Annotated in this window: 23 protein-coding genes; 10 read left to right on the forward strand and 13 right to left on the reverse strand. The window is 41.4% G+C overall.

Annotated elements, in window-relative coordinates; all coding sequences use genetic code 11:
- The first annotated feature begins 27 nt into the window (after positions 1 to 27).
- The 4 genes from KVY11_RS11105 (at position 28) to KVY11_RS11115 (ending at position 3,722) form a co-directional block, all read left to right on the forward strand.
- Positions 28 to 1,110: an OmpW family protein gene (locus KVY11_RS11105; protein ID WP_168158084.1), complete on the forward strand. Its 1,083-nt coding sequence runs from the start codon at positions 28 to 30 to the stop codon at positions 1,108 to 1,110.
- Between the two features lie 152 nt (positions 1,111 to 1,262).
- Entirely contained in the window at positions 1,263 to 2,471 is a 1,209-nt protein-coding gene (locus KVY11_RS11110) for an MFS transporter (RefSeq protein WP_218288967.1), read from the forward strand.
- Positions 2,464 to 2,598, forward strand: coding sequence for a hypothetical protein (locus tag KVY11_RS16620; protein WP_017397043.1), 135 nt, complete (start codon positions 2,464 to 2,466; stop codon positions 2,596 to 2,598). Before KVY11_RS11110 ends, KVY11_RS16620 begins: the two co-directional genes overlap by 8 nt.
- Positions 2,599 to 2,765: 167 nt before the next feature.
- Positions 2,766 to 3,722, forward strand: coding sequence for a TauD/TfdA family dioxygenase (locus KVY11_RS11115; protein ID WP_218288968.1), 957 nt, complete (start codon positions 2,766 to 2,768; stop codon positions 3,720 to 3,722).
- 286 nt (positions 3,723 to 4,008) lie between these two features.
- On the opposite strand, the gene serC is transcribed toward KVY11_RS11115, so the two are convergent.
- Positions 4,009 to 5,088, reverse strand: a complete 1,080-nt coding sequence (gene serC, locus KVY11_RS11120; RefSeq protein WP_004982544.1) for a 3-phosphoserine/phosphohydroxythreonine transaminase — start codon at positions 5,086 to 5,088, stop codon at positions 4,009 to 4,011.
- Between the two features lie 340 nt (positions 5,089 to 5,428).
- Between serC and KVY11_RS11125 the strand changes: the two genes are divergently transcribed.
- The 4 genes from KVY11_RS11125 to KVY11_RS11140 are packed head-to-tail and all read left to right on the forward strand — an operon-like array spanning position 5,429 to position 10,331.
- Positions 5,429 to 6,946, forward strand: a complete 1,518-nt coding sequence (locus tag KVY11_RS11125; RefSeq protein ID WP_218288969.1) for a TolC family protein — start codon at positions 5,429 to 5,431, stop codon at positions 6,944 to 6,946.
- A 21-nt stretch (positions 6,947 to 6,967) separates the two neighbouring features.
- Positions 6,968 to 8,116: an HlyD family secretion protein gene (locus tag KVY11_RS11130; protein ID WP_218288970.1), complete on the forward strand. Its 1,149-nt coding sequence runs from the start codon at positions 6,968 to 6,970 to the stop codon at positions 8,114 to 8,116.
- Positions 8,116 to 9,246 (forward strand): ABC transporter permease, encoded by a 1,131-nt coding sequence (locus KVY11_RS11135; RefSeq protein WP_218288971.1) that lies wholly within the window; start codon positions 8,116 to 8,118, stop codon positions 9,244 to 9,246. The genes KVY11_RS11130 and KVY11_RS11135 overlap by 1 nt, the downstream gene beginning before the upstream one ends.
- Entirely contained in the window at positions 9,243 to 10,331 is a 1,089-nt protein-coding gene (locus KVY11_RS11140; RefSeq protein ID WP_218288972.1) for an ABC transporter permease, read from the forward strand. The genes KVY11_RS11135 and KVY11_RS11140 overlap by 4 nt, the downstream gene beginning before the upstream one ends.
- Before the next feature lie 33 nt (positions 10,332 to 10,364).
- Here KVY11_RS11140 and KVY11_RS11145 read toward each other — a convergent pair whose 3' ends face one another.
- The 6 genes from KVY11_RS11145 to KVY11_RS11170 all read right to left on the reverse strand — a co-directional run bounded on the left by KVY11_RS11145 (position 10,365) and on the right by KVY11_RS11170 (position 17,867).
- On the reverse strand, positions 10,365 to 10,808 hold the full coding sequence (locus KVY11_RS11145) for a DUF3887 domain-containing protein (protein ID WP_218288973.1): 444 nt from the start codon (positions 10,806 to 10,808) through the stop codon (positions 10,365 to 10,367).
- 73 nt (positions 10,809 to 10,881) lie between these two features.
- On the reverse strand, positions 10,882 to 13,863 hold the full coding sequence (gene gyrA, locus KVY11_RS11150) for a DNA gyrase subunit A (protein WP_218288974.1): 2,982 nt from the start codon (positions 13,861 to 13,863) through the stop codon (positions 10,882 to 10,884).
- A 306-nt stretch (positions 13,864 to 14,169) separates the two neighbouring features.
- A complete protein-coding gene (locus KVY11_RS11155; protein WP_218288975.1) occupies positions 14,170 to 14,778 on the reverse strand; it encodes a hypothetical protein in 609 nt (202 codons plus the stop codon).
- Between the two features lie 296 nt (positions 14,779 to 15,074).
- Positions 15,075 to 16,010: an FAD-binding protein gene (locus KVY11_RS11160; RefSeq protein WP_218288976.1), complete on the reverse strand. Its 936-nt coding sequence runs from the start codon at positions 16,008 to 16,010 to the stop codon at positions 15,075 to 15,077.
- A 17-nt stretch (positions 16,011 to 16,027) separates the two neighbouring features.
- Entirely contained in the window at positions 16,028 to 16,780 is a 753-nt protein-coding gene (locus KVY11_RS11165; RefSeq protein WP_005400499.1) for an electron transfer flavoprotein subunit beta/FixA family protein, read from the reverse strand.
- A 481-nt stretch (positions 16,781 to 17,261) separates the two neighbouring features.
- Positions 17,262 to 17,867 carry a LysE family translocator gene (locus KVY11_RS11170; RefSeq protein WP_078425376.1) on the reverse strand — a complete coding sequence of 202 codons (606 nt, stop codon included), beginning with the start codon at positions 17,865 to 17,867 and terminating at the stop codon, positions 17,262 to 17,264.
- A 114-nt stretch (positions 17,868 to 17,981) separates the two neighbouring features.
- On the opposite strand from KVY11_RS11170, the gene KVY11_RS11175 reads away from it, so the two are divergent.
- Together KVY11_RS11175 and KVY11_RS11180 are read left to right on the forward strand one after the other, a co-directional pair.
- Complete coding sequence (locus tag KVY11_RS11175; RefSeq protein WP_004695793.1) at positions 17,982 to 18,476, forward strand: Lrp/AsnC family transcriptional regulator; 495 nt, start codon at positions 17,982 to 17,984, stop codon at positions 18,474 to 18,476.
- A complete protein-coding gene (locus KVY11_RS11180) occupies positions 18,476 to 19,081 on the forward strand; it encodes a GNAT family N-acetyltransferase (RefSeq protein WP_218288977.1) in 606 nt (201 codons plus the stop codon). The genes KVY11_RS11175 and KVY11_RS11180 overlap by 1 nt, the downstream gene beginning before the upstream one ends.
- Here KVY11_RS11180 and KVY11_RS11185 read toward each other — a convergent pair.
- The 6 genes from KVY11_RS11185 to KVY11_RS11210 form a co-directional block, all read right to left on the reverse strand.
- Positions 19,008 to 19,406 carry a hypothetical protein gene (locus tag KVY11_RS11185; protein WP_218288978.1) on the reverse strand — a complete coding sequence of 133 codons (399 nt, stop codon included), beginning with the start codon at positions 19,404 to 19,406 and terminating at the stop codon, positions 19,008 to 19,010. The genes KVY11_RS11180 and KVY11_RS11185 overlap by 74 nt on opposite strands.
- 333 nt (positions 19,407 to 19,739) lie before the next feature.
- Positions 19,740 to 20,651 (reverse strand): tyrosine recombinase XerC, encoded by a 912-nt coding sequence (locus KVY11_RS11190; RefSeq protein WP_218289027.1) that lies wholly within the window; start codon positions 20,649 to 20,651, stop codon positions 19,740 to 19,742.
- Between the two features lie 154 nt (positions 20,652 to 20,805).
- Positions 20,806 to 21,651, reverse strand: coding sequence for a diaminopimelate epimerase (dapF, locus tag KVY11_RS11195; protein WP_218288979.1), 846 nt, complete (start codon positions 21,649 to 21,651; stop codon positions 20,806 to 20,808).
- Between the two features lie 6 nt (positions 21,652 to 21,657).
- Complete coding sequence (gene lysA, locus KVY11_RS11200) at positions 21,658 to 22,908, reverse strand: diaminopimelate decarboxylase (protein ID WP_004982575.1); 1,251 nt, start codon at positions 22,906 to 22,908, stop codon at positions 21,658 to 21,660.
- A 32-nt stretch (positions 22,909 to 22,940) separates the two neighbouring features.
- Positions 22,941 to 23,165, reverse strand: a complete 225-nt coding sequence (locus tag KVY11_RS11205) for a hypothetical protein (RefSeq protein ID WP_004982578.1) — start codon at positions 23,163 to 23,165, stop codon at positions 22,941 to 22,943.
- A 134-nt stretch (positions 23,166 to 23,299) separates the two neighbouring features.
- Entirely contained in the window at positions 23,300 to 24,703 is a 1,404-nt protein-coding gene (locus KVY11_RS11210) for an amino acid permease (RefSeq protein WP_004695775.1), read from the reverse strand.
- Between the last annotated feature and the right edge of the window lie 217 nt (positions 24,704 to 24,920).

The following is a 24,920-nucleotide window of genomic DNA, read 5'->3' on the forward strand; positions in this document are numbered from 1 at the left end:
TAGCTAATTTGGACATGGAGTCCCAGAATGAAAAAAACATTGCTTTGTGTAGCAACGTCTATTGCTGCCTTGCCTATGCTCACACATGCAGATTCACCTTATTTTAGTCTACAAGATGGTGATGGATTTAAACGCTTTTCTGTATCAGTCGGTGCTTTACATGTCATGCCACAAGGTAAAGCTCAACCCTTCCGAGTTAACACATCAGTTAAAGAAGGCGAAGTAGCCAAAAATGGTGATATTAAAGTCGACACCGTCTTAAATAATCTAAATGAAGATGTTGACCAAAGATTATTAGCCGATGCACTCAAAGTATTGGGGTTTGTAACAGGGGGGAATCTCAGTTCAGGTTTAAGTGGTTCATCCACTATAAGCGGCCTCGAAAGCTGGGATAACCCAGGTACAGGTTTAGAAGCCGATGATGTCACAACCCTTGGCATCATGACCAACTACTTTTTTACCGATAATATTTCCTTCGAGATGAAAGCTGGTATTCCGCCTAAAGTCGACTTACAAGGCAAAGGAAAAATTTATGCACCCTTCGCCGCAGTTGCGACTCCACAAATTGGCGACCTCCCCTTAGAATTTTTAAATATTGACTTAAAAAATAATATTTTCATTACCGACTTAGAAGCACATGGCCCTGCGGCATCTGCACGAGCGTGGACACCTGCTTTCGAGTTCCAATATCACTTTGGTAAAACAGGTGTGAATAAATTCCGCCCCTATGTCGGTGTTGGAATGATGTATGCCTACTTCAATGAGCTAGAAATTAACCCACAAACTGAAAAAGACTTGATTGCGGCAGGTCATATGATTGCCAATATTAAAGAAGGAAATGCTGGTGCATCACTTGAAGGGAAAAAGAGTTCAGCCAATCCCAAAGTTAAGCTAGAAGCAACCGATGCCTTCGCCCCTATTGCAACCGTCGGTTTCACCTATGACTTTAATGATAAATGGTTTGCTGTCGGCTCGGTGTCCTATGCTCATCTTAAAAATGAAACCACGATCACCGTCAAAGATGCCACGCACGGTGAACTAATCAAATCTACAGCCGATATTGAAATTAACCCCATTCTGGCTTATGCAGGTGTCGGCTACCGATTCTAAGCTTCAAACAACTACCAAAAAGACGACACCAAGTCGTCTTTTTTAATGAATATTCGTTGTTTTTATTGATCAAATAGTCAATTTTTTATCATCGCTTTCAGCAAATAATTCACTTAATATAGCGAACTCTAAGCTCATTTTTTGGTTGAAATATGTCAGAAACTCGTTTTTCCAAACCGCTGATTTATATGCTCATTGGAAGTGCAATAATTCTGGCATTATCACTGGGTGTCCGACATGGCTTTGGACTCTACCTTGTGCCTATGAGTGATGAGTTTGGCTGGGGACATAATGTTTTTAGTCTAGCGATTGCGATGCAAAACCTGATTTGGGGCGCTGCGCAACCCTTTACAGGTGCATTAGCAGATAAATATGGCTCTAAAATCGTGGTTGCCGTCGGTGGGGTGTTGTATACCATCGGTTTGCTGCTCATGGCAATCAGCTCTACGGGTTGGTTACTCAACTTAAGTGTCGGTCTTATTTTGGGCCTAGCATTATCTGCGACCTCTTTTTCTGTATTGTTATCCGCGGTAGGTCGTGCTGCACCGCCTGAAAAACGTAGCCTTGCTATGGGTATTGCCAGTGCAGCGGGTTCTTTTGGGCAGTTCATTATGCTGCCGTCAACCTTACTGCTGTTACAAAACTTTGGCTGGTCTGCGGCGTTGGTCGTTAGTGCACTTTTAATTGCGATGATTGTTCCGCTGGCTTGGATGCTCAAAGCTCCCGCCTTTGTTATACCGAATGCTTCAACCAACCAAGTTCAGCTCAGTTTTAAAGATATCTTAGTGATTGCGAAAAACCATAAACCATTTTGGTTCCTATCACTCGGTTTTTTAGTCTGTGGCTTCCAAGTGGTCTTTATAGGTATCCATTTACCTGGCTATTTGATTGACCATGGTTTTAATGCAACCACAGGAACTGTTTTCTTAGCGTTGGTCGGTTTATTTAATATCGTTGGCACTTACACTGCGGGTTGGCTAGGTGGGAAATATTCTAAACCAAAGTTACTGATGGGCTTATATGGGCTCAGAGGCATTGCGATTATTGCCTTTTTGATGCTACCGCTCAGCACACTCACCATCTATAGCTTTGGTGTGGTGATGGGTTTATTATGGTTATCTACAGTGCCTTTAACCAATGGTATTGTGGCCAATATGTTTGGTATTAAATACCTCAGCATGCTGAGTGGCATCGTGTTCTTTACCCATCAAGTTGGTTCATTTTTCGGTGGATGGCTGGGTGGTGTGAACCATGACGTGACAGGTAATTATGACTTGATTTGGCTGTTTTCCATTATTCTGAGTGTTTTTGGCGTACTGGTACATTTCTTTGTCGATGAAAAGGCGGTTGTCCATGACTAATTCATTTTTATGGCTCAAGTGTGGTATCGGCATTAGCATCGTTGCTTTGTTTGCTCTGGCGATTAGCCTTTGGCTGAATACGCCTGACCTGTTTGAGTATTTTAATCAGGCGTTTTGCGCACATTAAATCTGTATATTTTGAGCTCAATATTTCATTATAAAAGAAAAGCAATACAATCATTAGCTTAGTATTTTTTAAATTTTTTCATAAGTTTAGAACTTCTTTTAATTTTAAGATTACACATATTTTGATTACATTTTCTCTAGACCCCATATCTAGAGAAAATAATCAAAATGACCGCATTAACCCAACTTTCACAAGCGATTCATGATGCCCCGCGTTGGCATCAACCTGAACAATTTCAAAATCCAGAAGAAATACAAATTATCCCACTGGCGGAAGAAGCCTTAGGTGCTGTGGTTTTTGGTTTAGATGCCCGTAAAGCCCAAGCAGGAGAAACCATTTATCGCTTAAAACAAGCTTTGGCTGAACATCTAATTTTAATTTTTAAAAACCAAACTTTGGATGATCTGCAATATTTAGCCTTTGCTAGCTATTTTGGTTCTATTTTCCGTCCAAGTGCAGACAATCCTGTGCTGGCTAGTCAGTCTGACACTGGTGTTCCACCCGATGTGGTTCCTGTTTCCAATGCGGTCGGTCAAGGCGACTACACCGGCCATGGCGAACTCACCCCACATGCCGATCACCAGTGGACACCTCTTCCCTCTTTTGGCTCTCTGCTCTATGCCCTTGAGCTTCCTCAAGACGGCGGACAAACCTCTTGGTTCAATACCATCAAAGCCTATGATGCGCTTTCCGATGACGTCAAAAAGCAGATCGACCAGCTACAGCTGATTACTTATAACCCGTTCGTCCGTGCGCAAAGGAATACAGGCAATATGGGTTATGGAGACAGCCCTTATTATCGCTTTAAAGATCAACCCATTTTAGGTCATGCCTATCCGCATCCCTTAGTCCGCACACATCCAGAATCTGGGCGTAAAGCGCTTTGGCTCAATACCCGTTCGGAAGTTGAATTACTCAATGTCGATGATAGCGAAGGCAGTGAACTGATTGCTACACTTCGTACGCACATCCTCAAACCTGAGTTTCGCTATGAACATCACTGGGAAACTGGAGATATTGTATTTTGGGATAATCAGGTGACACTACATTCACGTCGCCCCTTTCCTGTCGATCAACGTCGCTTACTCAAACGTATCAGCCTTGCAGGTGGACGTCCGTACTAGGCGACAAATAAAATGAATAATTCATTGGTATGACACCAAAATGTCACGATTGTTTTAGATAATCTGTTAAAAAACCGATAAAAAAGCCCATCAAACAATGTACGACTGATCAGTAAAGGCATTTCAATAGAATGCATTTACTGTTGGGCTATTCTCAACGGAGTCTTACTGTTTAAATCGAATTTTTGGAGTTCTTTCTGTTCTTTTGTTTAGCCAAAGAAAATGCCAGTCAGTTTCTTAACTGCCTGGCATTACAACTTTTAAGTGGGCTTTCTAGCTCTATGGCTTAAGCATTGCGTTTCGCAAAGTCATCCATAAAATTCACTAGCGCTTGAACGCCTTCTAGTGGAACCGCATTATAAATACTTGCGCGCATCCCACCAACTGAGCGGTGACCTGCAAGGTTCAACAAATGGTTTTCTTCTGCTTCTTTAAGGAAAAGTTTCTCTAAATCTGGATTCGCTAAAGTAAACGGCACATTCATAATTGAACGGTTTTGCACAGCTATTGGGTTCGCATAAAAATCGCTTGCATCGATATAACCATAAAGCAGTTTCGCCTTTTCAAGATTCACTTTATGAATCGCCTCAACACCGCCTTGTTCAAGCAACCATTCAAACACCAGACCGGATAAGTACCATGCATATGTCGATGGTGTATTGACCATCGAATCATTCTTCGCCTGTGAAGCGTATTTCAAGATGCTTGGAATTTCAGGTTTGGCTTGATCTAGCAGATCTTCACGAACAATAACCAAGGTTAAACCCGCTGGGCCAATGTTCTTTTGCGCGCCTGCATAGATGATACCAAATTTAGTGACATCAACAGGTGCAGACAAAATACTTGAAGACAGGTCTGCAACCAATGGCGCATTGGTTTCTGGAATAGCCGCAAACTGAAGACCACCAATCGTTTCATTGTCAACATAATGCACATAAGCCGCATCTTGAGATAAGTTCCAAGTGCTTGAGTCTGCAATGGCAAGTTTTCCATCAATTTGCGTACCCGCTTCAATGACGTTGATATCGCCATAGCGCTGCGCTTCTTTCAGTGCTTTCTCAGACCAAATTCCAGTATGGATATAGTCCGCTTTGCTGTTTTTACCCAACAAATTTAAAGGAATCGCGGAGAACTGAAGTGAAGCACCACCTTGAAGGAACAAGACTTTATAGTTCTCTGGAATGTTCATGAGTTTACGTAAATCTGCTTCTGCTTTTTCAGCCACAGCGACATAGTCTTTACTACGGTGACTCATTTCCATGATGGAAAGACCCTTGCCTTGCCAATCAAGCATTTCAGCTTGTGCTTTTTCTAAAACGGCAGTAGGTAATGCAGCAGGACCAGCACAGAAGTTGTACGCGCGCATGATTTTTCCTTTCAAAGTGAAACACAATAAAATGATGGCATTTAACCACAGATAGTCAGTGCTTGCAGTAAATTCAACTGAAAATATTTCAATGTAATCTCACCTTTACAGTCAAAAACTCAATCAAGATCAACGATCCAGTTTTAACTCAGCACTCCTCAATCAATTACAGCAGCGCTTTCCCATTTACCTAAGCTCAAACGAAAGCATTCCCTTTGCTTAAAAATGTCGCTAATCTATTGATATACATTTGCAAATTAAACAATTCAGTAACTGAGTCAGCATTCAGAACAGTTAGATTATGCGTATAATGTGCAAAACATAGAAAAGAGTCGTGCTCATGCCACAAAGACTATTCAACATGCTTAATACACCAGCCAACAAATTCTTATTGCGTACATCACTGCCATCAATCTTGTCATTAAGCATGTTCGGTCTCAGTCTCGGAATCAGCTCGACAACTTTTGCCGCATCCATCAGCTATCAACAAGCTGAGCAAAGTGTGTTACAAGACTCGTTTAGCACACAGGCCACCCAAGCCTTACAACAAGCCTCAAAACTAGAAGCTGAAGCGGTCAAAGGTTTGGGGCTACCCCGTATCGATCTGAACGTACGTGCTTATGCTTTTCATAATGAGCTCGATGTGCCTCTGGGTGCACTCAAAAATAATTTAGAACACACACTGACTGATGGTGTAGCCACGAAAATTGATGAGTGGCAAAACACCTATCCAAATTTGGGCGATTTAAGTGGTTTAGAGCAAGGCATTGATCAAACCATCCACAAAGGTGTCGGGCTTATTCCAAATAGCTCGCAAATTACCTTAGAAGATCAAGTCATACGCCCGACGATTTCTGCAATGATGCCGCTTTATACAGGTGGGTTAACCTCAAGTGCGAAACAAGTCGCCAATATCAAAGCCAAACGTAGCGAACTCAACAGCAAACAACAGCAAGACCTACAACGCTTTGAGCTGATTCAAGCCTATTTCAATGTTCAACTGCAAAAACAGTTGCTCGCGTCTAGCCAATATAATTGGCATGCAATGCAAAAACACTATGACAATGCTCTTAAACTTGAACAACAGGGCTTTATTAGTAAAGGCCAGCGCATGCAATTTGAAGTCGCAAAAAACAATGCACAGCGCAGTGAGCAAGCCAGTCAGACCAATTTAAAAGCCAGTTTATTTCAGCTGAATAACCTTTTACAAAGCAGCCAAATTACTGAGCTCACCACACCACTCTTTATTAACAATACCCAAAACCAAGATTTAAATACTCTACTCAAGTCATATGCAAATCAATCGGCTTTAGTACAAAAACTGCAAATGGACACCCAACTGGCACAAGCCAATGTCACGGCACAAAACGCTGCCAAGAAACCCCATATTTTTGCCTTTGGTGAATACAGTCTGGATGACAAAAATAACTGGATCGTTGGCTTAGCCGCACAGTACAATCTGTTTTCAGGCATTGATAAAAACAAAAATGTCCAAGCAGCTGAATTACAACGCTATGCTTCTGAACTGATGACAGCACGAACTAAACAAGAAATTGAAAATGTGATTTATAAATCGTATAGCGAAGCCACCACAGCGCAGCAAAGTGATCAGTTATTACAGCAAAATATAAAAGCAGCGCAAGAAAATTTACGTATACAAGAACTGTCCTTTAAAGAAGATATGGGAACGGCGACACAAGTGATCGATGCACAAAATATGCTCAGTGCTTTAAAAGCTGAAACCGCACTGAATGCCTATAAATATGTCATGTCATTGGCGACGCTTCTACAAAGTCATGGTTCGATCCATCAGTTTCAAACCTATCTTCTGCAACCCAATACACGATTTATTCGTTAATTCTTTGATGAGAGCCATTTAATGAATCAAGATCAAAACCAATCTGATCCACAAAAACCTGAAAAACAAGAAGATCAAACGGTGCCATCAACAGAGGAATTAACCACAAATGATACTCAAGAGCAGGCACAGACTGAGAGCGAACAGACTGAGCCAGCATTAGCCAATACAAACACCGAGCAAAAGTCCAAAGCGATCAAGCTAATTGGGGGGCTTGCTCTCATCATTCTATTCATCGTGATTGCTTTTGGACTGTGGAAGGCCTATCAACCGAAAACGGTTGAAATCCAAGGTCGGGTTGAGGCAGAAACGATCCATGTTAGCACCAAAGTCCCAAGTCGAATTGATGAAATTTATGTACATGACGGACAAAAGATCAGTAAAAACCAAGAACTCGTTCGACTGTATAGCCCTGAAGTCGATGCCAAAAAACAGCAAGCATTGGCCAGCTTACAGGCTGCTTTAGCACTCCAGTCCACTGCTGACCGTGGCTCTCAGGAAGAAAATATTGCGAGTTTATACGCCAACTGGCAAGCACTGAAAGCACAGCAAACTTTGGCACAAACCACCTATCAACGTGGTGCAAACTTGTACCAACAAGGCGTCATTTCACGCCAACGTCGCGATGAAATGCATGCCGCAGCACAATCAGCCGCTCAAATGACAGAAGCCGCATATCAACAATATGCTCGGGCTGAACGTGGCAGTACTCCACAGCAAAAAAGTTCAGCAGATGCGCAAGTGCAAATTGCAAAAGCAGCTGTTGCTGAAGTCAATGCACTTGAAGCTGAAACCAAACTACTCTCGCCCATTGACGGTACCGTGTCTAAAACCTATGGCAAACCTTCTGAATTGGTGGCGATGGGGGTACCAATTGTGAGTATTATTCAAGATCACGAGCTTTGGGTATCACTGAATATTCGTGAAGACCAATACCCCAACATCTATCAAGCAAAACAAATTGAAGGCTTTATTCCAGCCTTAAACCTGAATACCAACTTTAATATTAAGAATATTGATGCCGAAGGCGAATTTGCCACCATTAAGACCACACGCCAAACAGGAGGTTATGACATTCGTAGCTTTAAAGTTCATTTGACGCCTGCGCAAGCCATTCCAGACCTAAAAGTTGGCATGAGTGTGTTGTTTAAAGTCAAAGAGAGCAAATAATGCTAAGCGGGCTACTGCGGGAACTGAACTATTTACTGAAGCATAAGTGGGATCTATGTTTAGTCACGCTTGCCCCACTGTTTATTATCGTGCTGTTTTCCAGCATGTTTGCCCAAGGTAAACCCGAACATTTGCCTATTGCGATTATTGACCAAGACCAAAGTGAACTGAGCCAAAATATACAGCACTACTTAAGACTCAACCATACTTTAGATGTCGCCATCGTCAGTGATCAAAATACCGAAGTCGAAAAGTTACTGAACCAAACCAAAGTTTGGGGTTACGTCAGTATTCCCAATGGTGCTGAACAACGTTTTGTTCAAGCTAAAGATGCTGAAATCAGCATTGCCTATAACCAAAGTTACTTTAGTGTGGGGAACACCATTTCATCAGCTATGTTACTCAGCACAGTTGAAGCCATGGCAGACTATGCCGGTGAAAGCTATTTAGAAAATACTCTTCCTTATTTAGATGTGCCTACACCACACGTTAAAATTTCGACCTTATACAATCCAAATTTGAGTTATGAGTTCTATTTAGAACCCTTTATGATTCCTGCAATTTTGCATTTACTGCTCTGCTGTTGTGTCGCATTTTCAGTCGGTCAAGAATTTAAGTTTCATACAGCGCAAAATTGGCTAAAGAAGCAATCTGCTTTTAAAGCCATCCTCACTAAAAACCTAACCTATGTACTTATTTTTAGCTTATGGACATGGGCGTGGATGTTTTGGCTGATTGAGGTTCGCGGTTGGTTTGTTGCAGGTCAGCTTTGGTTGATCATGTTGGCACAGCTTTTATTTTATAGCGCCTATGCCTTGATCAGTAGTACCATTGTTTTAGCCACCAACAACTTATCCAAAACCTTTGGTTTAATTGCTGTGTATGGTGGCTCTTCGCTCAGTTTTGCAGGAGTGACCCTCCCCTTAAATAACGCACCACTATTTACCAAATTTTGGGCCAATATTATTCCTTACACACCTTATGCCAAACTACAAACCGAACAATGGGTCATTGGTAGCCCAATCAGTTCATCGCTGTTGCCTTTACTCATACTTATCCTCTATGTGGTCTTTTACGCTGTGACCTCTGTCCTGCTGCTCAAAAAAAGAATCAAAGGAGCAGTATCATGAAGTCATTTTTGCACTATTACCTCAAGACATTTAAAGACATCATCGCCAATCAGTCGATTTTAACCACGCTCATCCTCTCGGTGATTTTCTATAGTGTTTTCTATCCGACTGCCTACAAAGCACAGCAAGCAGAAGCTTTGCCCATTGTGATTGTGGATGAAGAACAAAGTACCGTGACCAATAACATCATTCAGCAAGTTTCGCTCAGTCCAAATGTTGAAGTGAAGGCTGTGACCGGCAATTTCCTCGATGCTAAAAATATGATTAAACAAAAGCAAGCCGATGGTATTTTGCTCTTACCCGAAAATCTTTCCAACAGTCTTCGGCATGGCGAAGTCGGTGGGATTGGGCTCTATCTCAGCGCGGCAAACTTTTTAAAAACCAAGCAAATTGGGCTAGGTCTCGCTACCTCAATTGAAAATGCTGTACGCGAGCATGTGGAAAAATTTGGCAATATTTCGCACTTTTCTCCAGCCATTTCCATTCATCAAACACCGCTTTTTAACACCATGTCGGGTTATGGCAGTTATATTTTCCCAGCCATTGCTCCGCTGATTATTCATCAAACCATCGTGCTCGGTTTAGGGATGTTATTGGCCGGATACCGCGAACAGAAATGGCGACCAACGACGACAGAATTTTTTGCGATTTTTTGCGCCATTCTGACCATTGGTATGCTCGGTTGTTTATATTTATTTGGCTTTATTTATTGGTTAAATGACTACCCACATGGGGGAAATTTTAGTGGCATGTTACTGGCCGTGCCGATTTTTATAGGCTGTATCGTGGCTTTAGGCATGTTGATTTCAACATTTTTCGATATGCCTGAGCGTGCAGGACATGTCATTGTATTTACCTCAATTCCGCTATTTCTACTTTCAGGAACAGCATGGCCACACGCCGCAATGCCCGCTTGGATGCAATACTTGGGCAATGTTTTGCCATCGACCCAAGGAATTCAAATGTTTATTCAACTAAACCAAATGGGCGTACCAACTGTACTTATTCTGCCTAAACTACTCTATCTCTTTGTGTTTGGTATAGTTTGCGCAGCATTTGCTTATTGGCGTCTCAAGCATCGCTAAATTTTAGAACGTATTGATAGCAATCCTACCCATTTAATCCGTTGAAGCCCCATAAAGTTTGACATCAAAGCTGCGAATTTTTGTGCTTCCGCCGGCTTTGTCAAAACCAATATCGTATTGAACTAGGTTTTTATTGCTATAAGCATACTCATAGGTAACTGCATACAAACTTGGTTTTTCCGTCGATTTTTCAATGTGTTTCGATACAATTTTTTGAGTCGTTATGGCTTGTTTAGGAATCGATTTTGCAAATTTTCGCATGTCTTTTTCATGAGTTTTAAATTCACGCTGTAACTCTGGCTCAAAATAAGTATAGAGCTGTGGAAAATCCCCCTGAGTAAAGGCTTGATAAGCTTGCTGAGCCACTTTCTCTTGAGCAGGGCTCGGATTTGGGATCGAATCCAATGCCTGTTGTCCCAATTTATCACACGCTGTTAAAGCCAACGTACAACTCAAAACCAGTAATTTTGCTTTCATAAAATCTTATCCACCACTAGGTCATCGCCAATATGAAAAAGGACGCCGAAGCGCCCTTTTCTTTTTCATTCAGTTAGTCTTCGTTCGATGTATTGGTATCTGTTGTATTTTCAGATGCATCTACATTTACTTCGTCAACCACAGTTTCTTCAGTTGTTTCAATAGAAGCATCAAAAATATCATCTTCGACTTCAACGGCTTCAACAGCAACGACACCGACCAAGATTTCTTCATTACCTAAACGAATCAGACGTACACCTTGTGCATTACGACCCGTTCTAGCAACTTCAGAGGCACGAGTACGAACTAAAGTACCACCATCAGAAATCAACATCAGCTCTTTAGATTCATCAATGGCAACCGCACCGACCAACTCACCGTTACGTTCAGATGTTTTGATTGCAATGACGCCTTTACCACCACGTTTCTTGGTTGGGAAGTCATCCACTGGCGTACGTTTCCCATAACCATTTGCAGAAGCACACAGTACTTCGCCAGTTTCAGGTACAACAACTAATGAAACAATACGGCTCGCCACATTTAAATCAGAAGATTCTTCATCATCTGAATCTGTGTCAGTTTCAACATCATCTTCGGCCTGGGCTGCAGCTAAAGTTACACGCATACCACGCACCCCTTTTGCAGTACGTCCCATCACACGTGCATCAGTTTCAGAGAAGCGGATTGCTTTACCTTCATTTGAGAACAACATAATTTGCTGCTCGCCATCGGTGATTGCAACACCAATCAAGGTATCTTCTTCTTTCAGCTCAATTGCACGTAAACCATTTGAACGAACATTACTAAATTGCTCTAATTCAACACGCTTGACTGTACCAGACGCTGTTGCCATAAATACAAAGAAGTTCTTACGCATTTTCTCTGCAAGATCAGCAAATTCAACAACTGTTTCATTGTCCAAATCTGTTGTTGAAAGCTCAACACCCAACTCTTTCAATTGCTTACGTAATGCGTCAGAAAGTTCATCAGCATCTTCAGCCAACTCATCGAATGAAGCTTTTAATGCTTCATAATGCGCGTCGATAATACTATTTTCACGTAATGTCGCGACATTGCTACGCACAAAGTTTTTGAACTCAGCTAAGCGTTCTTTAAATTTCTTCGGCGCATCAATCACAGGAAGAATTGCTGTGATTGTCTCATCGGCATCCAGTGGCAATAAGTTCACCATTGGGCGACCTTTTGAACCACGCGATGCTTGAGGCACTTCAAACACTCTCAGGCGATAGACTTTACCGACATTGGTAAAGCACAACACTGTGGCATGGTTAGATGTCACAATCAGATGCTGGATGTAGTCATCTTCTTTCATCGAGGTTGCAGATTTACCACGTCCACCACGACGCTGCGCAGCATAGTCTGAAAGCGGTTGTGTTTTCGCATAACCTGTTTTTGAAACAGTCAGTACCACTTGCTCTTCAGGAATTAAATCTTCACGAGAGAAGTCAATACGAGACTCAACAATTGCGGTACGACGAGCATCACCATATTGTTGCAAAATTAAAGCTAACTCTTCTTTAATCACGCCCATCAATAAATTGAAGTCATTTAAAATCGCTGTGAGTTCAGTAATTTGACCTAAAATTTCAGTATATTCAGCTTGTAACTTGTCTTGTTCAAGACCCGTTAAACGGTGCAAACGAAGTTCAAGAATCGCACCGACTTGCGCAGGCGATAAACGATATATCTGACCATCTAGACCAAACGGACGGCTTGGATCTTCACCTTCAATTTCATCTGGACGTACAGAAACAGAACCTGCTTTTTCGAGCAGCGCAATTACATTGCCTGCTGCCCACTCACCTGCTTGTAAACGTTCACGCGCCTCAGCCGGGTTTGCAGAAGTTTTAATGGTTTCAATGATCGCATCAATATTTGCTAATGCTACCGTCAAACCTTCTAAAATATGGCCACGTTCACGTGCTTTACGCAACTCAAACATGGTACGACGCGTTACCACTTCTTGGCGGTGACGAATAAATGCCGCAACAATGTCTTTCAAGTTCATTAACTTTGGCTGGCCGTTGTCTAAGCACACCATATTAATGCTGAAAGAGTTTTCCAACTGCGTGTTTTGGAATAAGTTATTCACCACAACTTCAGCGTTTTCACCACGCTTTAAGTCAATGGCAATACGCATCCCATCTTTGTCAGATTCGTCACGTAGCTCAGAAATACCTTCCAATTTTTTCTCTTTCACCAACTCAGCGATACGTTCAATGGTTTTCGCTTTGTTGACTTGATATGGAATTTCTGTGAAAACGATCGTGGTACGACCTGTTTTTTGGTCTTCTTCAAAGTGGTATTTACCACGAATATGCAAACGACCTTTACCCGTACGGTAAGCATCAACAATGCCCGCTTTACCGTAAATAATACCACCTGTAGGGAAATCCGGACCCGAAATATATTCCATCAATCCTTCAATTGAAATATTTGGGTTTTCAGCATAGGCCAAACAAGCGTTCACGACTTCAGTCATGTTGTGCGGCGCCATATTGGTCGCCATACCCACAGCAATACCTGTAGTACCGTTAATCAGTAAGTTAGGAATACGCGTTGGCATCACTTGCGGAATACGTTCAGAACCGTCGTAGTTATCTTCCCAATCCACCGTATCTTTTTCAAGATCGGCAAGAATTTCATGAGTCAACTTACGCATACGAACTTCGGTATAACGCATTGCAGCTGCGCTATCGCCATCGACCGAACCAAAGTTTCCCTGACCATCAACCAATTGATAACGCAAGCTAAAGTCTTGAGCCATACGAACAATGGTTTCATAAACAGCAGAATCACCGTGTGGGTGATATTTACCGATCACATCACCAACCACGCGGGCAGACTTTTTATAAGCTTTGTTGTAGTCATTACCCAATTCGTGCATTGCATAAAGCACACGACGATGAACAGGTTTTAGACCATCTCGAACATCTGGCAAAGCACGAGAAACAATCACGCTCATTGCATAGTCAAGATACGAGTTCTTGAGTTCATCCTCAATCGCAATCGGTCTGATTTCCGATACGCTCATGCATACTCCTTATTCTACAAACGTAAAACCGCTTGCATTTATATGTCGTAAAACTTGCAAAATTATTAGTTCAAAATACTGAACTAAAAACTGAAATATAGCCGCAAATTATAGCATAAACACTCTGATTTTTGTGTCACGTCTCCACAGTTAATCTCGTTAATTTTCTTTAATTTAGGGGTTATTTTTTACACATGTATAGGATGTACATTTACAGCTCCATCACATTCCCTATCAGCGTTGCGTAAAATGCAAAAAAGCCCTCATTTTTGAGAGCTTTAAGCCATGTCTTGCCTATCTTTGGACTTACTGATCGATCTCTTGCTTATCGCGCCGCATAATATGAAATGCCACCATAAACAAGCCCAATATTAAAGGAAACTCATATAGCTCCTCCATAAGGTCTTTATATGCAATCTGATGTAAGAAAATTCCACCATAAATGCGACTGTGTTCAATGCCGTCAGAAATAATCAAACCCAACACCGTGAGCAGCATTGCCCAAGCAGGAATCGTCATACTCTTCATTTTTATCGCAATCTCATCGCGCAGTGGTTTAACCAATAACATAAATACGACTGAACCAATCAAAACCACCGAGATGCCACGAAAATATACTTTTGGGACTTCAGGGAAATAGTCTCTACCCCAACTGGTGCTACGCCCAAATAAAAGCAACCACCACAGTACAGCCCAGATCCAAAAATACTTTTTACTCTCAGGCAGACGCATTGGTTGCATGTAAAAATAGCTAAATACAGCAAATATCAATAAAAGTAACGCTTGAATATTTTCCACGCCGCGAACAACAGCACCACCTAAAAGTGGAAACTGTAGATCAGCTAAAAATGGAAAAATTAAACACAGAACAGCAAGGATCAGAACAGACCAAGATACGCGAGTATCAATCAGCAAGATTACAACTCCCAACTTAACAAAAAAAGTTTTATGTAAGTTAAGCTTAAAAATGGATGGCAAATAGTATCATAAATCTGAATATTCAGATGCACACTCAACTTAAGAAATGCTTAAATTTTTATTATTATTTGCAGAATACAAGGACTTAAAATAACAAAATAAATATCAAGTGATTTTGATTTTTTATAATATTGAGATTGATTTACGCACATAAAAAAACGCTCCTGCACATCACAGCTAAGCATTGCTTAAACTGCTTGCACAAAAGCGTTTTTTTGAAACGTTGTCAGGAATTAGATTTTAGCTACTAACTCTGGAACAACGGTATTCAAATCACCTACTAACCAGTAATCTGCTACTGCATTGATCGGTGCTTCTTCGTCTTTGTTGATCGCAACGATCACTTTAGAGTCTTTCATACCTGCTAAGTGCTGGATCGCACCAGAGATACCTACAGCGATATACAGATCAGGCGCAACAATTTTACCTGTTTGACCGACTTGCATGTCGTTTGGAACGAAACCAGCGTCAACCGCAGCACGTGATGCACCTTGAGCAGCGCCCAATTTATCAGCCAATGGATCAAGAACAGTATGATAGTTATCACCTGAACCCACACCACGACCACCTGAAACCACGATACGCGCAGCAGTTAATTCTGGGCGTTCAGATTTTACGATCTCTTCAGCAATAAACTTAGAGATACCAGCATCTTTTGCTTCGCTTACAGCTTCAACCGCAGCAGAACCACCTTCAGCAGCGACAGGGTCAAATGCTGTACCACGTACAGTACCAACAATGATTGCTTCATCAGACTGAACTGTTGCAATCGCGTTACCTGCATAGATTGGACGCTTGAACGTATTTGCAGATTCAACAGCAATGATGTCTGTAATCATGCTGACATCAAGAAGAGCAGCCACACGTGGAAGAATATTCTTACCCGTTGTAGTTGATGCAGCCAATACGTGTTTGAAACCACCTTTAGCAATATCTGCAACCAAAGCTGCAACGTTTTCAGCCAATTGGTTTGCATAAACTGCGTTGTCAGCAAGTAATACTTTGCTTACACCCGCAACTTTTGCAGCAGCATCAGCAACAGCTTGAGCGCCAGAACCAGCAACTAATACAGTGATATCACCACCGATTTTTTGAGCTGCAGCAACAACGTTTAAAGTTGCACCATTTAGTGCTTTGTTGTCGTGCTCAGCGATAACTAAAATACTCATGATTTTATCCTTCTGTATTAGATCACTTTCGCTTCATTTTTTAGTTTTTCTACAAGTTCGTCTACAGACTTCACTTGTACGCCAGCTTTACGTTCAGCAGGCGCTTCAACTTTAACTGTTTTAAGTTTAGTTGTTGTAGAAACACCAAAATCAGCAGGAGACTTCGTATCCAGCGGTTTTTTACGCGCTTTCATGATGTTTGGAAGAGCAGCATAACGTGGCTCGTTCAAACGTAAGTCAGTGGTGATGATCGCTGGAAGTGCAAGTTCAACAGTTTGTAAACCACCGTCGATTTCACGAGTTACTTGTACTTTGTCGCCATCAACTTTAACTTCAGAAGCAAAAGTACCTTGACCTGCACCTAGAAGCGCACCAAGCATTTGGCCAACTTGGTTAGAGTCATCATCAATTGCTTGCTTACCAAGTAGAATCAACTGAGGTTGTTCAGCGTCAACAACGCCTTTCAACACTTTCGCAATTTCTAAAGCACCCAGTTGGCTGTCATCAGCTTCAACCAAGATACCGCGGTCAGCACCAAGCGCCATTGCAGAACGGATTTGCTCTTGCGCTTCTTTAGGACCAATAGAAACAACGATGATTTCTGAAACAGTTCCTTTTTCTTTTAAGCGAACCGCTTCTTCCACTGCGATTTCACAGAATGGGTTAATTGACATTTTAACGTTGGTTAAGTCAACACCACTGTTGTCCGGCTTAACGCGAACTTTAACGTTGGCATCAACCACACGTTTTACAGCAACAAGAGCCTTCATGTAATCCTCGGCTGTTTTAGCAAATGTAAATGTTGAGAAAAGTTAGTTTAACTCTTCACTTAAATTTTTTTAGGTGCCCTATCTTGCAATGTGTACGGCATTTCGGTCAAGTCACAATTCACCAAAGAGCTGTAAAAATGCGTAAATTTAGCTGAACGACGCGTTCATACTTTTTTGTACGCACTATATTTGCACAAAATCGCACTCAGATTAAGTTATGATTTTTATTATATTTTTATCTGATTTACATTATTCAAAGATTTGATTTCTTTTCTCTAATATTCACCATGAAATAGATGATTGACTGTCTGTTCACATCTTTATCAGGCTTCACAAATCTGTCATTTAAGATAGATCACGCAGCCTTAGATTCAAATACTCATTATTCTAGACATACGATGACACAATATTGCTGCTTTATTAGGCGATCTGAAAAACTTCCTCAAAAAAAAGCATGTCATTCTGACATGCTTCTCTCAGTTTAATTCGCAATCAGCCATGTCGCGGCCAATGCCAGCAGACCACCTGAAGTACCATCAATCCATTTTTGCTTACGTTCATCTATTGGGGACTTCTGTGTCAGTTTTGCAAAAACCAGACTCAAACTACAGTAGACCACAAAAATCATCGCGATAAAGAGTAAAGATAAAATCAAACCTTGACTGACAGTGTTGGCAGATTTATCGATAAATTGCGGCAAGATTGCAAAATAGATAAGCATACCTTTAGGATTTAATAGTGCGGTAAAAAAGCCTTTTTTGATCGGGTTATTTTCCGTTTTTCGGTCTAGTTGCAATTTTTTAGTGCTAAAAACCGACTTTAATAAACCAAAGGCCAAATACAACAAATAGGCAATACCCAGCCAGCGGATGGTTTCAAACAAAAGCGGGAAAGACACAATAATGGCAGCAATACCCAAAGCCACTAAAATTGAATGTAGTAAATAGCCTGTACATACGCCGATAGTCGCCATCATGCCTGCTTTTGCATCTTTGCCCATAACTTGAGACAGAATAAATAACATATCTGGCCCAGGTGTAAAAATTAGTGGCAGCACGGTCAGTGCAAAGAGTACATATACAGACATTTCCTTTCCCCTTTCATCCATTAGAAAGTGAAAATTAGTATGTGCGAAATAATACAAAATTGGCTTTCAATTTATTCTATAATAAAACGTATTTTTCAAATTATATTCTAAGATATGAAACAATCACCAAAGTCTGTGCGCATAAAACTTGACCGTATTGATAAAAATATCATTCGCCACTTACAAGACAATGGCCGCATTCAAAATAATGACTTAGCACGAGAAATCGGTCTATCACCGTCTTCATGCCTAAGACGCGTCAAACTATTAGAAGAAGCGGGTGTTATTCAAAATTATACTACAGTGGTCGATCCACAAAAAATTGGCCTTCAACTGATTCTGTTCTCGCGTATTTGGCTAGTCGGTCAAGATGCCGAAACCATCGACACCTTTATTGAAGCCATGAAAGAGCTCCCTCAAGTCATGGAATGCTACATTATTTTAGGGGAATGCGATGCAATGCTGAAAGTTGTAGTACCTGATTTAGAAAGTTATCGCGAGTTCCAATCCACACATTTGACCAAAAAGAATGGCATTACCAGTGTCAAAACAGACTTGCCAAGTCAAATCATTAAACAAAGTTTCCAACTCCCGCTTGATGAAATCTAATGTCAGCGCATTTAAATTTTGCGATAGAAACGGCGCGTTTACGTCTAAGAGCTTGGCGCGCAGATGACTTTCCTGCATTTGCGCAGTTAAATGCCGATGCTCAAGTGATGCGTTATTTTCCTAGTCCACTCACGCAAACACAAAGCGATGCCCTTGTGCAAACGTTTCAGCAATTCATCAATCAAAATGGTTGGGGCTTTTGGGCAGTCCAACTGAAGCATAGTCAGGAGTTCATTGGATTTACAGGCTTACATGCTCAACCTGAGTGCTTTGATTTTTCACCCTGTGTCGAAATTGGTTGGCGATTGGACTCGAAGTTTTGGCATCAGGGTTATGCCACAGAAGCTGCACAGGCTTGCCTATATTTTGCTTTTTCGGTTTTAAAACTGGATGAAGTTGTTGCTTTTACCGCAGTTCAAAATAGGGATTCTGAAGCGGTAATGAAACGTCTCGGCATGCAACATCGTGGCTATTTTAATCATCCTAAACTCGATCAAAATAGCCCACTGCTTCGACATACACTCTATGCCATTAAGCCAACTGACTTTCTAAAAAATCACGATGAATATGACTTAAATCAATCAATTCATATTGTCCAAGATTAAAAATTTTCCAGACTTCAAGAAAGTCGTCTTTTAAATCAATGCTATTTGAGGGCTGTACAGTCGCTTGCCACTGTAAATCGGAAATCCATAAATAGTATTGCCCAGTCTCTGCATTAAAAGCCTGAACTTTACCTGCTGCATTGACGCCTTGAACAAATGCATTTTCAGGCAGTACAGGCTCAATATTGGCTAAACTAATTTCAACAAAGTGTTTGACCTGACGCAAACCATAGCCCGCAAAAATATCTTTTTGCGCGGAGCTGAGTTGATCATACTTTGCTTGTATATCTGAAATCATATACTGACCTATTTTCACATTTGTCATCTTCAATATAAGCTTAAATCTACCGTTTCATTAAACTGGAACATTAAGCCCATCCTCTTTTAAGTTTATACTCTATTTTTTGCCGATTTATTATTCTACAAAAGTTCATAATCACACTTTTTCTAACAAAAGTGAGCGATCATTGCCACTTATTGATCAAGTTGATTCAAGCAAGAATAATGCCGAATCTCACAGACCGCCCTAGTGCGTACATGCGTACAATAGTTATCTACGAATGTGTTTACGGCATTTCTTCTGACCTTTGGCATTTAACCTAAAACACAGCGCTATAGTGCATGCATTATGTGACACTATTTTTAAAGTATGAATGAACTAAGTTTTCACCTTTTGCTGTGCTCGTGGATGCGTCTGATCATACACTTGAGCCAGTCTGTCAAAATCGACATGGGTATAAATTTGGGTGGTACTTAAGTTACTGTGGCCTAACATTTCCTGCACTGCACGCAAGTCACCACTGTTTGACAGCATGTGACTAGCAAAACAATGACGGAGTAAGTGCGGATGCAGATCGATATTTACGCCTGCACGCTGTGCCTGAAACTTGACCCGATTTTCAATCTGGCGCATCCCCAAAGGATTGCCCTTTTGAGTAATAAAAACTTGTGCATCGGGCACAAAATCACCATTCCACAGCGGATAAATTGTCAGCCATTTCATTACTGCATCTTTGGCTTTAGAACCAAAAGGCACAACCCGAGTTTTATTCCCCTTACCTGTAATACGCAGTAACTGTCGGTTAAAGTCGATATCTTTAATTCTTAAGCCTTGCACTTCCGCTAAACGTAATCCACTGGCATAAAGCAACTCTAGCAAAGCTTTGTCTCGATACCACATTTGCTGTTCGACGTCTTTCTCAGGCAAGGCCTGATCCAAAATTTGATTGATGGTTTCAATATCCACTAACCCTGGTAAAGGGCGAGGTTTACGTTTGAGTTGAAAGTCATCGGCAGGATTAAATGCCAAATGTTGCCCCTGCTCAGCCCATTTCATAAACTGACGAATAGAGGACAACATCCGCTGTAAACTACTAGAGCTCAACTGTTGATATTCAACTTTTTGCGCAATAAATTCGCGTAAATCAGTGGCTTCAACATCGCCCAACTCAAGTTTTTTCTGTTTGCAAAATAGCAGAAAATCAGACACATCTCGTTCATAGGCCTGCAAAGTATGGGCAGACTGATTTTGTATTTCTCGTTGTTTTAACCACATCGCGAGCAGTTGCATGGGCTCAAAAGTCACAAGTCAGCCTCTATAGTTCTATTCGGTGAAAGGTTGATTAGCTTTTGCATAGTAGCACTGTCTCAGCTCTTTATATGCCTATGTTCATTTTTCATAAAAAAAGCACTGATGAATCAGTGCTTTTTTTATGACGCTAAACTTAGTTTTGATAGTAACTCAGATCGATACGTCCTTCGTAGACATTTGAGGTTGGACCCGTCATCCAAACCACATCACCTTCACGCCATTCGATATGTAACTTACCACCTGCGAGCTCAATCTCAACAGATGAATCGAGTAAACCACGGCGCATACCTGAAATCGCAGCCGCACAAGCTCCTGTTCCACAGGCCAAGGTTTCACCTACTCCACGTTCAAACACTCGTAAGCGCGCATGCTTTTCATCAATGATTTGCATAAACCCTGCATTCACACGCTGCGGAAAACGCTCATGCGATTCAACCTGAGGCCCTAGACGTGCAACATCAGCTGTGATCACGTCGGGAACGATGGTAACTGCATGAGGGTTACCCATATTCACCACATCAATGGTCAAGTGCTCATTGTTCGCCAAAGCAATGTCATACAATGCTTCAGGAGCATCCGCAATAAATGGAATTTCCTGCGGCAAGAATTTTGGATAACCCATATTCACGCGTACCCAGCCATTTTGACCAAGTTCGGGTTCTACAATTCCAGCCTTGGTTTGTACTTTAATCTTGGTCTTTGTAGTGAGCTGACGCTCATGTACAAAACGCGCAAAGCAGCGCACGCCATTACCACATTGTTCAACTTCAGAACCATCGGCATTGAAAATTCGGTATTTGAAATCGACATTAGGTAAATCAGGTGGCTCAACTATCAACAACTGATCAAAACCAATGCCGAAATGGCGATCCGCCAATCGCTGAATCGTGACAGTATCAAGGAATGCTCTTTGGCTGATTAAATCAACCACCATAAAGTCATTGCCTAGACCATGCATTTTGGTAAATTCTAATAACATCTTGAATTATCCTTCAGGCAATAAACGTTCTTTGTCCCAAAGCGACTCAATGGTTTCACGCTCACGAATCAAATGTGCGTTTTCACCATCCACCATTACTTCAGCGGCACGACCGCGACTATTGTAATTTGAACTCATGACAAAACCATAAGCGCCAGCACCCAATACCGCCAGTACGTCATTTTCTTTGAGTGCAAGCACACGCTCTTTACCCAAGAAATCACCTGTTTCACAAATCGCACCAACCACATCCCACTCTTTTGCCTCGACATCTGAACGCGGGGTAACGGGCTGAATATCCATCCATGCTTCATACAGTGCAGGACGAATCAAGTCGTTCATGGCTGCATCAATAATCGCAAAGTTACGGTGAATGGTCGGTTTGAGTAAATCAACTTTGGTCAGGAGGACCCCTGCATTTGCCGAAATACTACGTCCTGGTTCCATATACACTTTCAAACCCAATTTTTCTAAAGCGGGCTTCATTGCATTGGCATATTCAAAAACGGTAGGCGGTACTTCATCTTTATAGGTCACGCCTAAACCACCACCAATGTCGATGTGTTTCAACTGAATACCCATGGTTTTCAGCTGATCGATCATCACAATCACACGATCTAGCGCATCCACAAAAGGCTGTGTTTCGGTCAACTGGGAACCAATATGGCAGTCAATACCAATAATATCTAAATTCGGCAGCGTTGCAGCATATTGATAGGTTTCAAACACCGTATCTGAAGGAATACCAAATTTATTTTCTTTTAAGCCTGTTGAAATATAAGGATGCGTTTTCGCATCTACATCTGGATTGACTCGCAGTGAAATGGGTGCTTTTTTACCGAGCTTCGCCGCAACTTTTTGAATCCGATCTAGCTCTGCATGGGACTCGACATTGAAGCATGCAATACCCACTTCTAATGCTTTTTGAACATCGATCTCAGTTTTACCCAAACCCGAAAAGACAATTTTAGAAGCATCACCACCCGCTTTTAGTACACGAGCCAATTCTCCGCCGGTCACAATATCAAAACCTGCACCGAGCTTCGCAAGGACATTCAATACCGCAATGTTTGAGTTTGACTTAACCGCAAAGCAAATTTGATGATCGATAAAGTCAAAAGCACGATCCATCTCTGTAAAGTGTTTTTCAAAAGTCGCTTTTGAATAAACATACAGTGGTGTACCAAATTGCTGCGCAAGCTGTTGCAGCGAGCATTGCTCAGCGTGCAAAACCCCATGATTGCGGGTAAAACTCATGAATGTATCCTTTCTATGAAGCGTTTAAGGTATTAAGGCTGATTGGTTTCAACTGAAGGTGCAGCAAATTCTTGCTTCACGGGCGCTGTATCTTCCTTTTGTGCAGACGGCTTAGATGCTGCGTCTTTATAAAGCAAATATTTCGCTCGCTTGTCGTAGTTTGGATCATTTGGCATATGTAATGTACCAGACTGACCACAACCGACGAATGCAGTACTCATCACCAAGACACTGATGCAGCAAATGACAGAACGCATCTGATCACCTATTTGATATTTTGAAGAAGTATAACCTGATCAACATACATGACCAAACCACTAAGCGCTAAAGATTATAGTGAGTTAAAAAAAAACGCCAGTTAAAGACTGGCGTTTTTTTTAAATGGTATCGATTATTTATGTTTCGGTTTGTAGAAACCAAAATAACCAATAATCAAAATGATGAACCAAATTGGACTCACCATTAAAGCTTTCATGGTATCGGCTTCTAGTGATAACACATAGATCACGCCAATGAAGAAAACGATCACAAACCAACAGGTAAACAGACCACCTGGTAGTTTAAAAGTCGATTTTGCATGTAACTCTGGACGTGTTTTGTAATACACAATGTAGCTCCAGATAATCATGATCCAGACGCAGATAAACAAAATCGTCGACAGTGTAGTTGCCAAAGTAAAGGCTTCAACAGTATTTGGTACAAAGTACTGTAGTGCAGCACCTAACAATAAACAAATTGCTGAAAAGTACAATGCATTTGCAGGAACAGCACGCTTGTTTAAGTGGCCAAATGCTTTTGGCCCTTGATCTTCACGTGACAAACCAAACAACATACGCGACGTTGAAAACACACCACTGTTCATTGATGACATCACAGAAGATAACACCACCAAGTTCATGATGATTGCTGCTGCTGCAATACCCGCTTGACTAAACAAGTTCACAAAAGGCGAAACCGCAGGATCAATCACGTTCCATGGTGTCACAGACATTACAATCACTAAAGACAGCACATAGAAAACAATGATACGAATTGGAATCGAGTTCACCGCTTTAGGCAAATTCTTTTCAGGGTCTTTGGTTTCAGCAGCCGTGGTACCGACCAGCTCTACACCTACAAAGGCAAAGATCGCAATTTGGAAACCAGCAAGGAAGCCTGTCACGCCTGTTGGGAACATTCCTCCATGTGACCAAAGATGACTAAATGATGCAATTTCACCAGTCGTTGAAGTGAAACCTGTAAAGATCATCCATAAACCAACGGCAATCAACACCACAATGGCAATAATCTTAATCAGTGCAAACCAGAACTCTAGCTCACCAAACAGTTTCACCGTGACCAAGTTCAAGCCCATGATGAACACAATGGCCGCAACACTGATCATCACCCCTTCCCCAGGTGTGAACGGCATCCCTCCATTAAAGAACTGAAGGTAATAAATAATGGCTGATAAGTCCGCGATACCAATCGTGATCCAACATAACCAATAGGTCCAACCAACGAAATAGCCTGCCCACGGCCCAATCAAATCGGTAGAGAAATCGATAAACGATTTGTACTTCAAGTTAGACAGCAGTAATTCGCCAAGCGCGCGCATGACCAAAAACACCATAAAACCAATAATCATGTAAATGATTAAAATAGATGGCCCAGCGAGACTAATCGTCTTCCCCGACCCCATAAATAAACCCGTACCAATCGCACCGCCAATCGCAATGAGTTGTAAATGGCGGTTGGATAAACTCCGTTTTAAATCACCTTGTTCAGAGGTCGATTCTGTATTTTCTAAACTCATTCTTGATGTCATCTTTTATTTCCAGTCGCCAAAATTACCCGAAAAGAACAAAAAAATAAAAATAAAATTGTATTAATCTATATTTTCAACATCTTTTGAAAAGTTAATTAATTTTTCTTATATTTAACACGACAACGGACACGTAAAAGTTCCTGTTGAAAAAATCAGCAAAACACTTGTCAAAAATAAATTTCCGTGTAACAAATACAACAAGACT

The organism is Acinetobacter sp. CWB-G5 (assembly GCF_019209785.1).
Classification (GTDB): domain Bacteria; phylum Pseudomonadota; class Gammaproteobacteria; order Pseudomonadales; family Moraxellaceae; genus Acinetobacter; species Acinetobacter johnsonii.

Coding starts and splice junctions, on each gene's coding strand:
- KVY11_RS11105 (WP_168158084.1), top strand. CDS start 28: ATGAAAAAAACATTGCTTTGTGTAGCAACGTCTATTGCTGCCTTGCCT.
- KVY11_RS11110 (WP_218288967.1), top strand. CDS start 1,263: ATGTCAGAAACTCGTTTTTCCAAACCGCTGATTTATATGCTCATTGGA.
- KVY11_RS16620 (WP_017397043.1), top strand. CDS start 2,464: ATGACTAATTCATTTTTATGGCTCAAGTGTGGTATCGGCATTAGCATC.
- KVY11_RS11115 (WP_218288968.1), top strand. CDS start 2,766: ATGACCGCATTAACCCAACTTTCACAAGCGATTCATGATGCCCCGCGT.
- serC (WP_004982544.1), bottom strand. CDS start 5,088: ATGCGCGCGTACAACTTCTGTGCTGGTCCTGCTGCATTACCTACTGCC.
- KVY11_RS11125 (WP_218288969.1), top strand. CDS start 5,429: ATGCCACAAAGACTATTCAACATGCTTAATACACCAGCCAACAAATTC.
- KVY11_RS11130 (WP_218288970.1), top strand. CDS start 6,968: ATGAATCAAGATCAAAACCAATCTGATCCACAAAAACCTGAAAAACAA.
- KVY11_RS11135 (WP_218288971.1), top strand. CDS start 8,116: ATGCTAAGCGGGCTACTGCGGGAACTGAACTATTTACTGAAGCATAAG.
- KVY11_RS11140 (WP_218288972.1), top strand. CDS start 9,243: ATGAAGTCATTTTTGCACTATTACCTCAAGACATTTAAAGACATCATC.
- KVY11_RS11145 (WP_218288973.1), bottom strand. CDS start 10,808: ATGAAAGCAAAATTACTGGTTTTGAGTTGTACGTTGGCTTTAACAGCG.
- gyrA (WP_218288974.1), bottom strand. CDS start 13,863: ATGAGCGTATCGGAAATCAGACCGATTGCGATTGAGGATGAACTCAAG.
- KVY11_RS11160 (WP_218288976.1), bottom strand. CDS start 16,010: ATGAGTATTTTAGTTATCGCTGAGCACGACAACAAAGCACTAAATGGT.
- KVY11_RS11165 (WP_005400499.1), bottom strand. CDS start 16,780: ATGAAGGCTCTTGTTGCTGTAAAACGTGTGGTTGATGCCAACGTTAAA.
- KVY11_RS11170 (WP_078425376.1), bottom strand. CDS start 17,867: ATGTCTGTATATGTACTCTTTGCACTGACCGTGCTGCCACTAATTTTT.
- KVY11_RS11175 (WP_004695793.1), top strand. CDS start 17,982: ATGAAACAATCACCAAAGTCTGTGCGCATAAAACTTGACCGTATTGAT.
- KVY11_RS11180 (WP_218288977.1), top strand. CDS start 18,476: ATGTCAGCGCATTTAAATTTTGCGATAGAAACGGCGCGTTTACGTCTA.
- KVY11_RS11185 (WP_218288978.1), bottom strand. CDS start 19,406: ATGACAAATGTGAAAATAGGTCAGTATATGATTTCAGATATACAAGCA.
- KVY11_RS11190 (WP_218289027.1), bottom strand. CDS start 20,651: ATGCAACTGCTCGCGATGTGGTTAAAACAACGAGAAATACAAAATCAG.
- dapF (WP_218288979.1), bottom strand. CDS start 21,651: ATGTTATTAGAATTTACCAAAATGCATGGTCTAGGCAATGACTTTATG.
- lysA (WP_004982575.1), bottom strand. CDS start 22,908: ATGAGTTTTACCCGCAATCATGGGGTTTTGCACGCTGAGCAATGCTCG.
- KVY11_RS11205 (WP_004982578.1), bottom strand. CDS start 23,165: ATGCGTTCTGTCATTTGCTGCATCAGTGTCTTGGTGATGAGTACTGCA.
- KVY11_RS11210 (WP_004695775.1), bottom strand. CDS start 24,703: ATGAGTTTAGAAAATACAGAATCGACCTCTGAACAAGGTGATTTAAAA.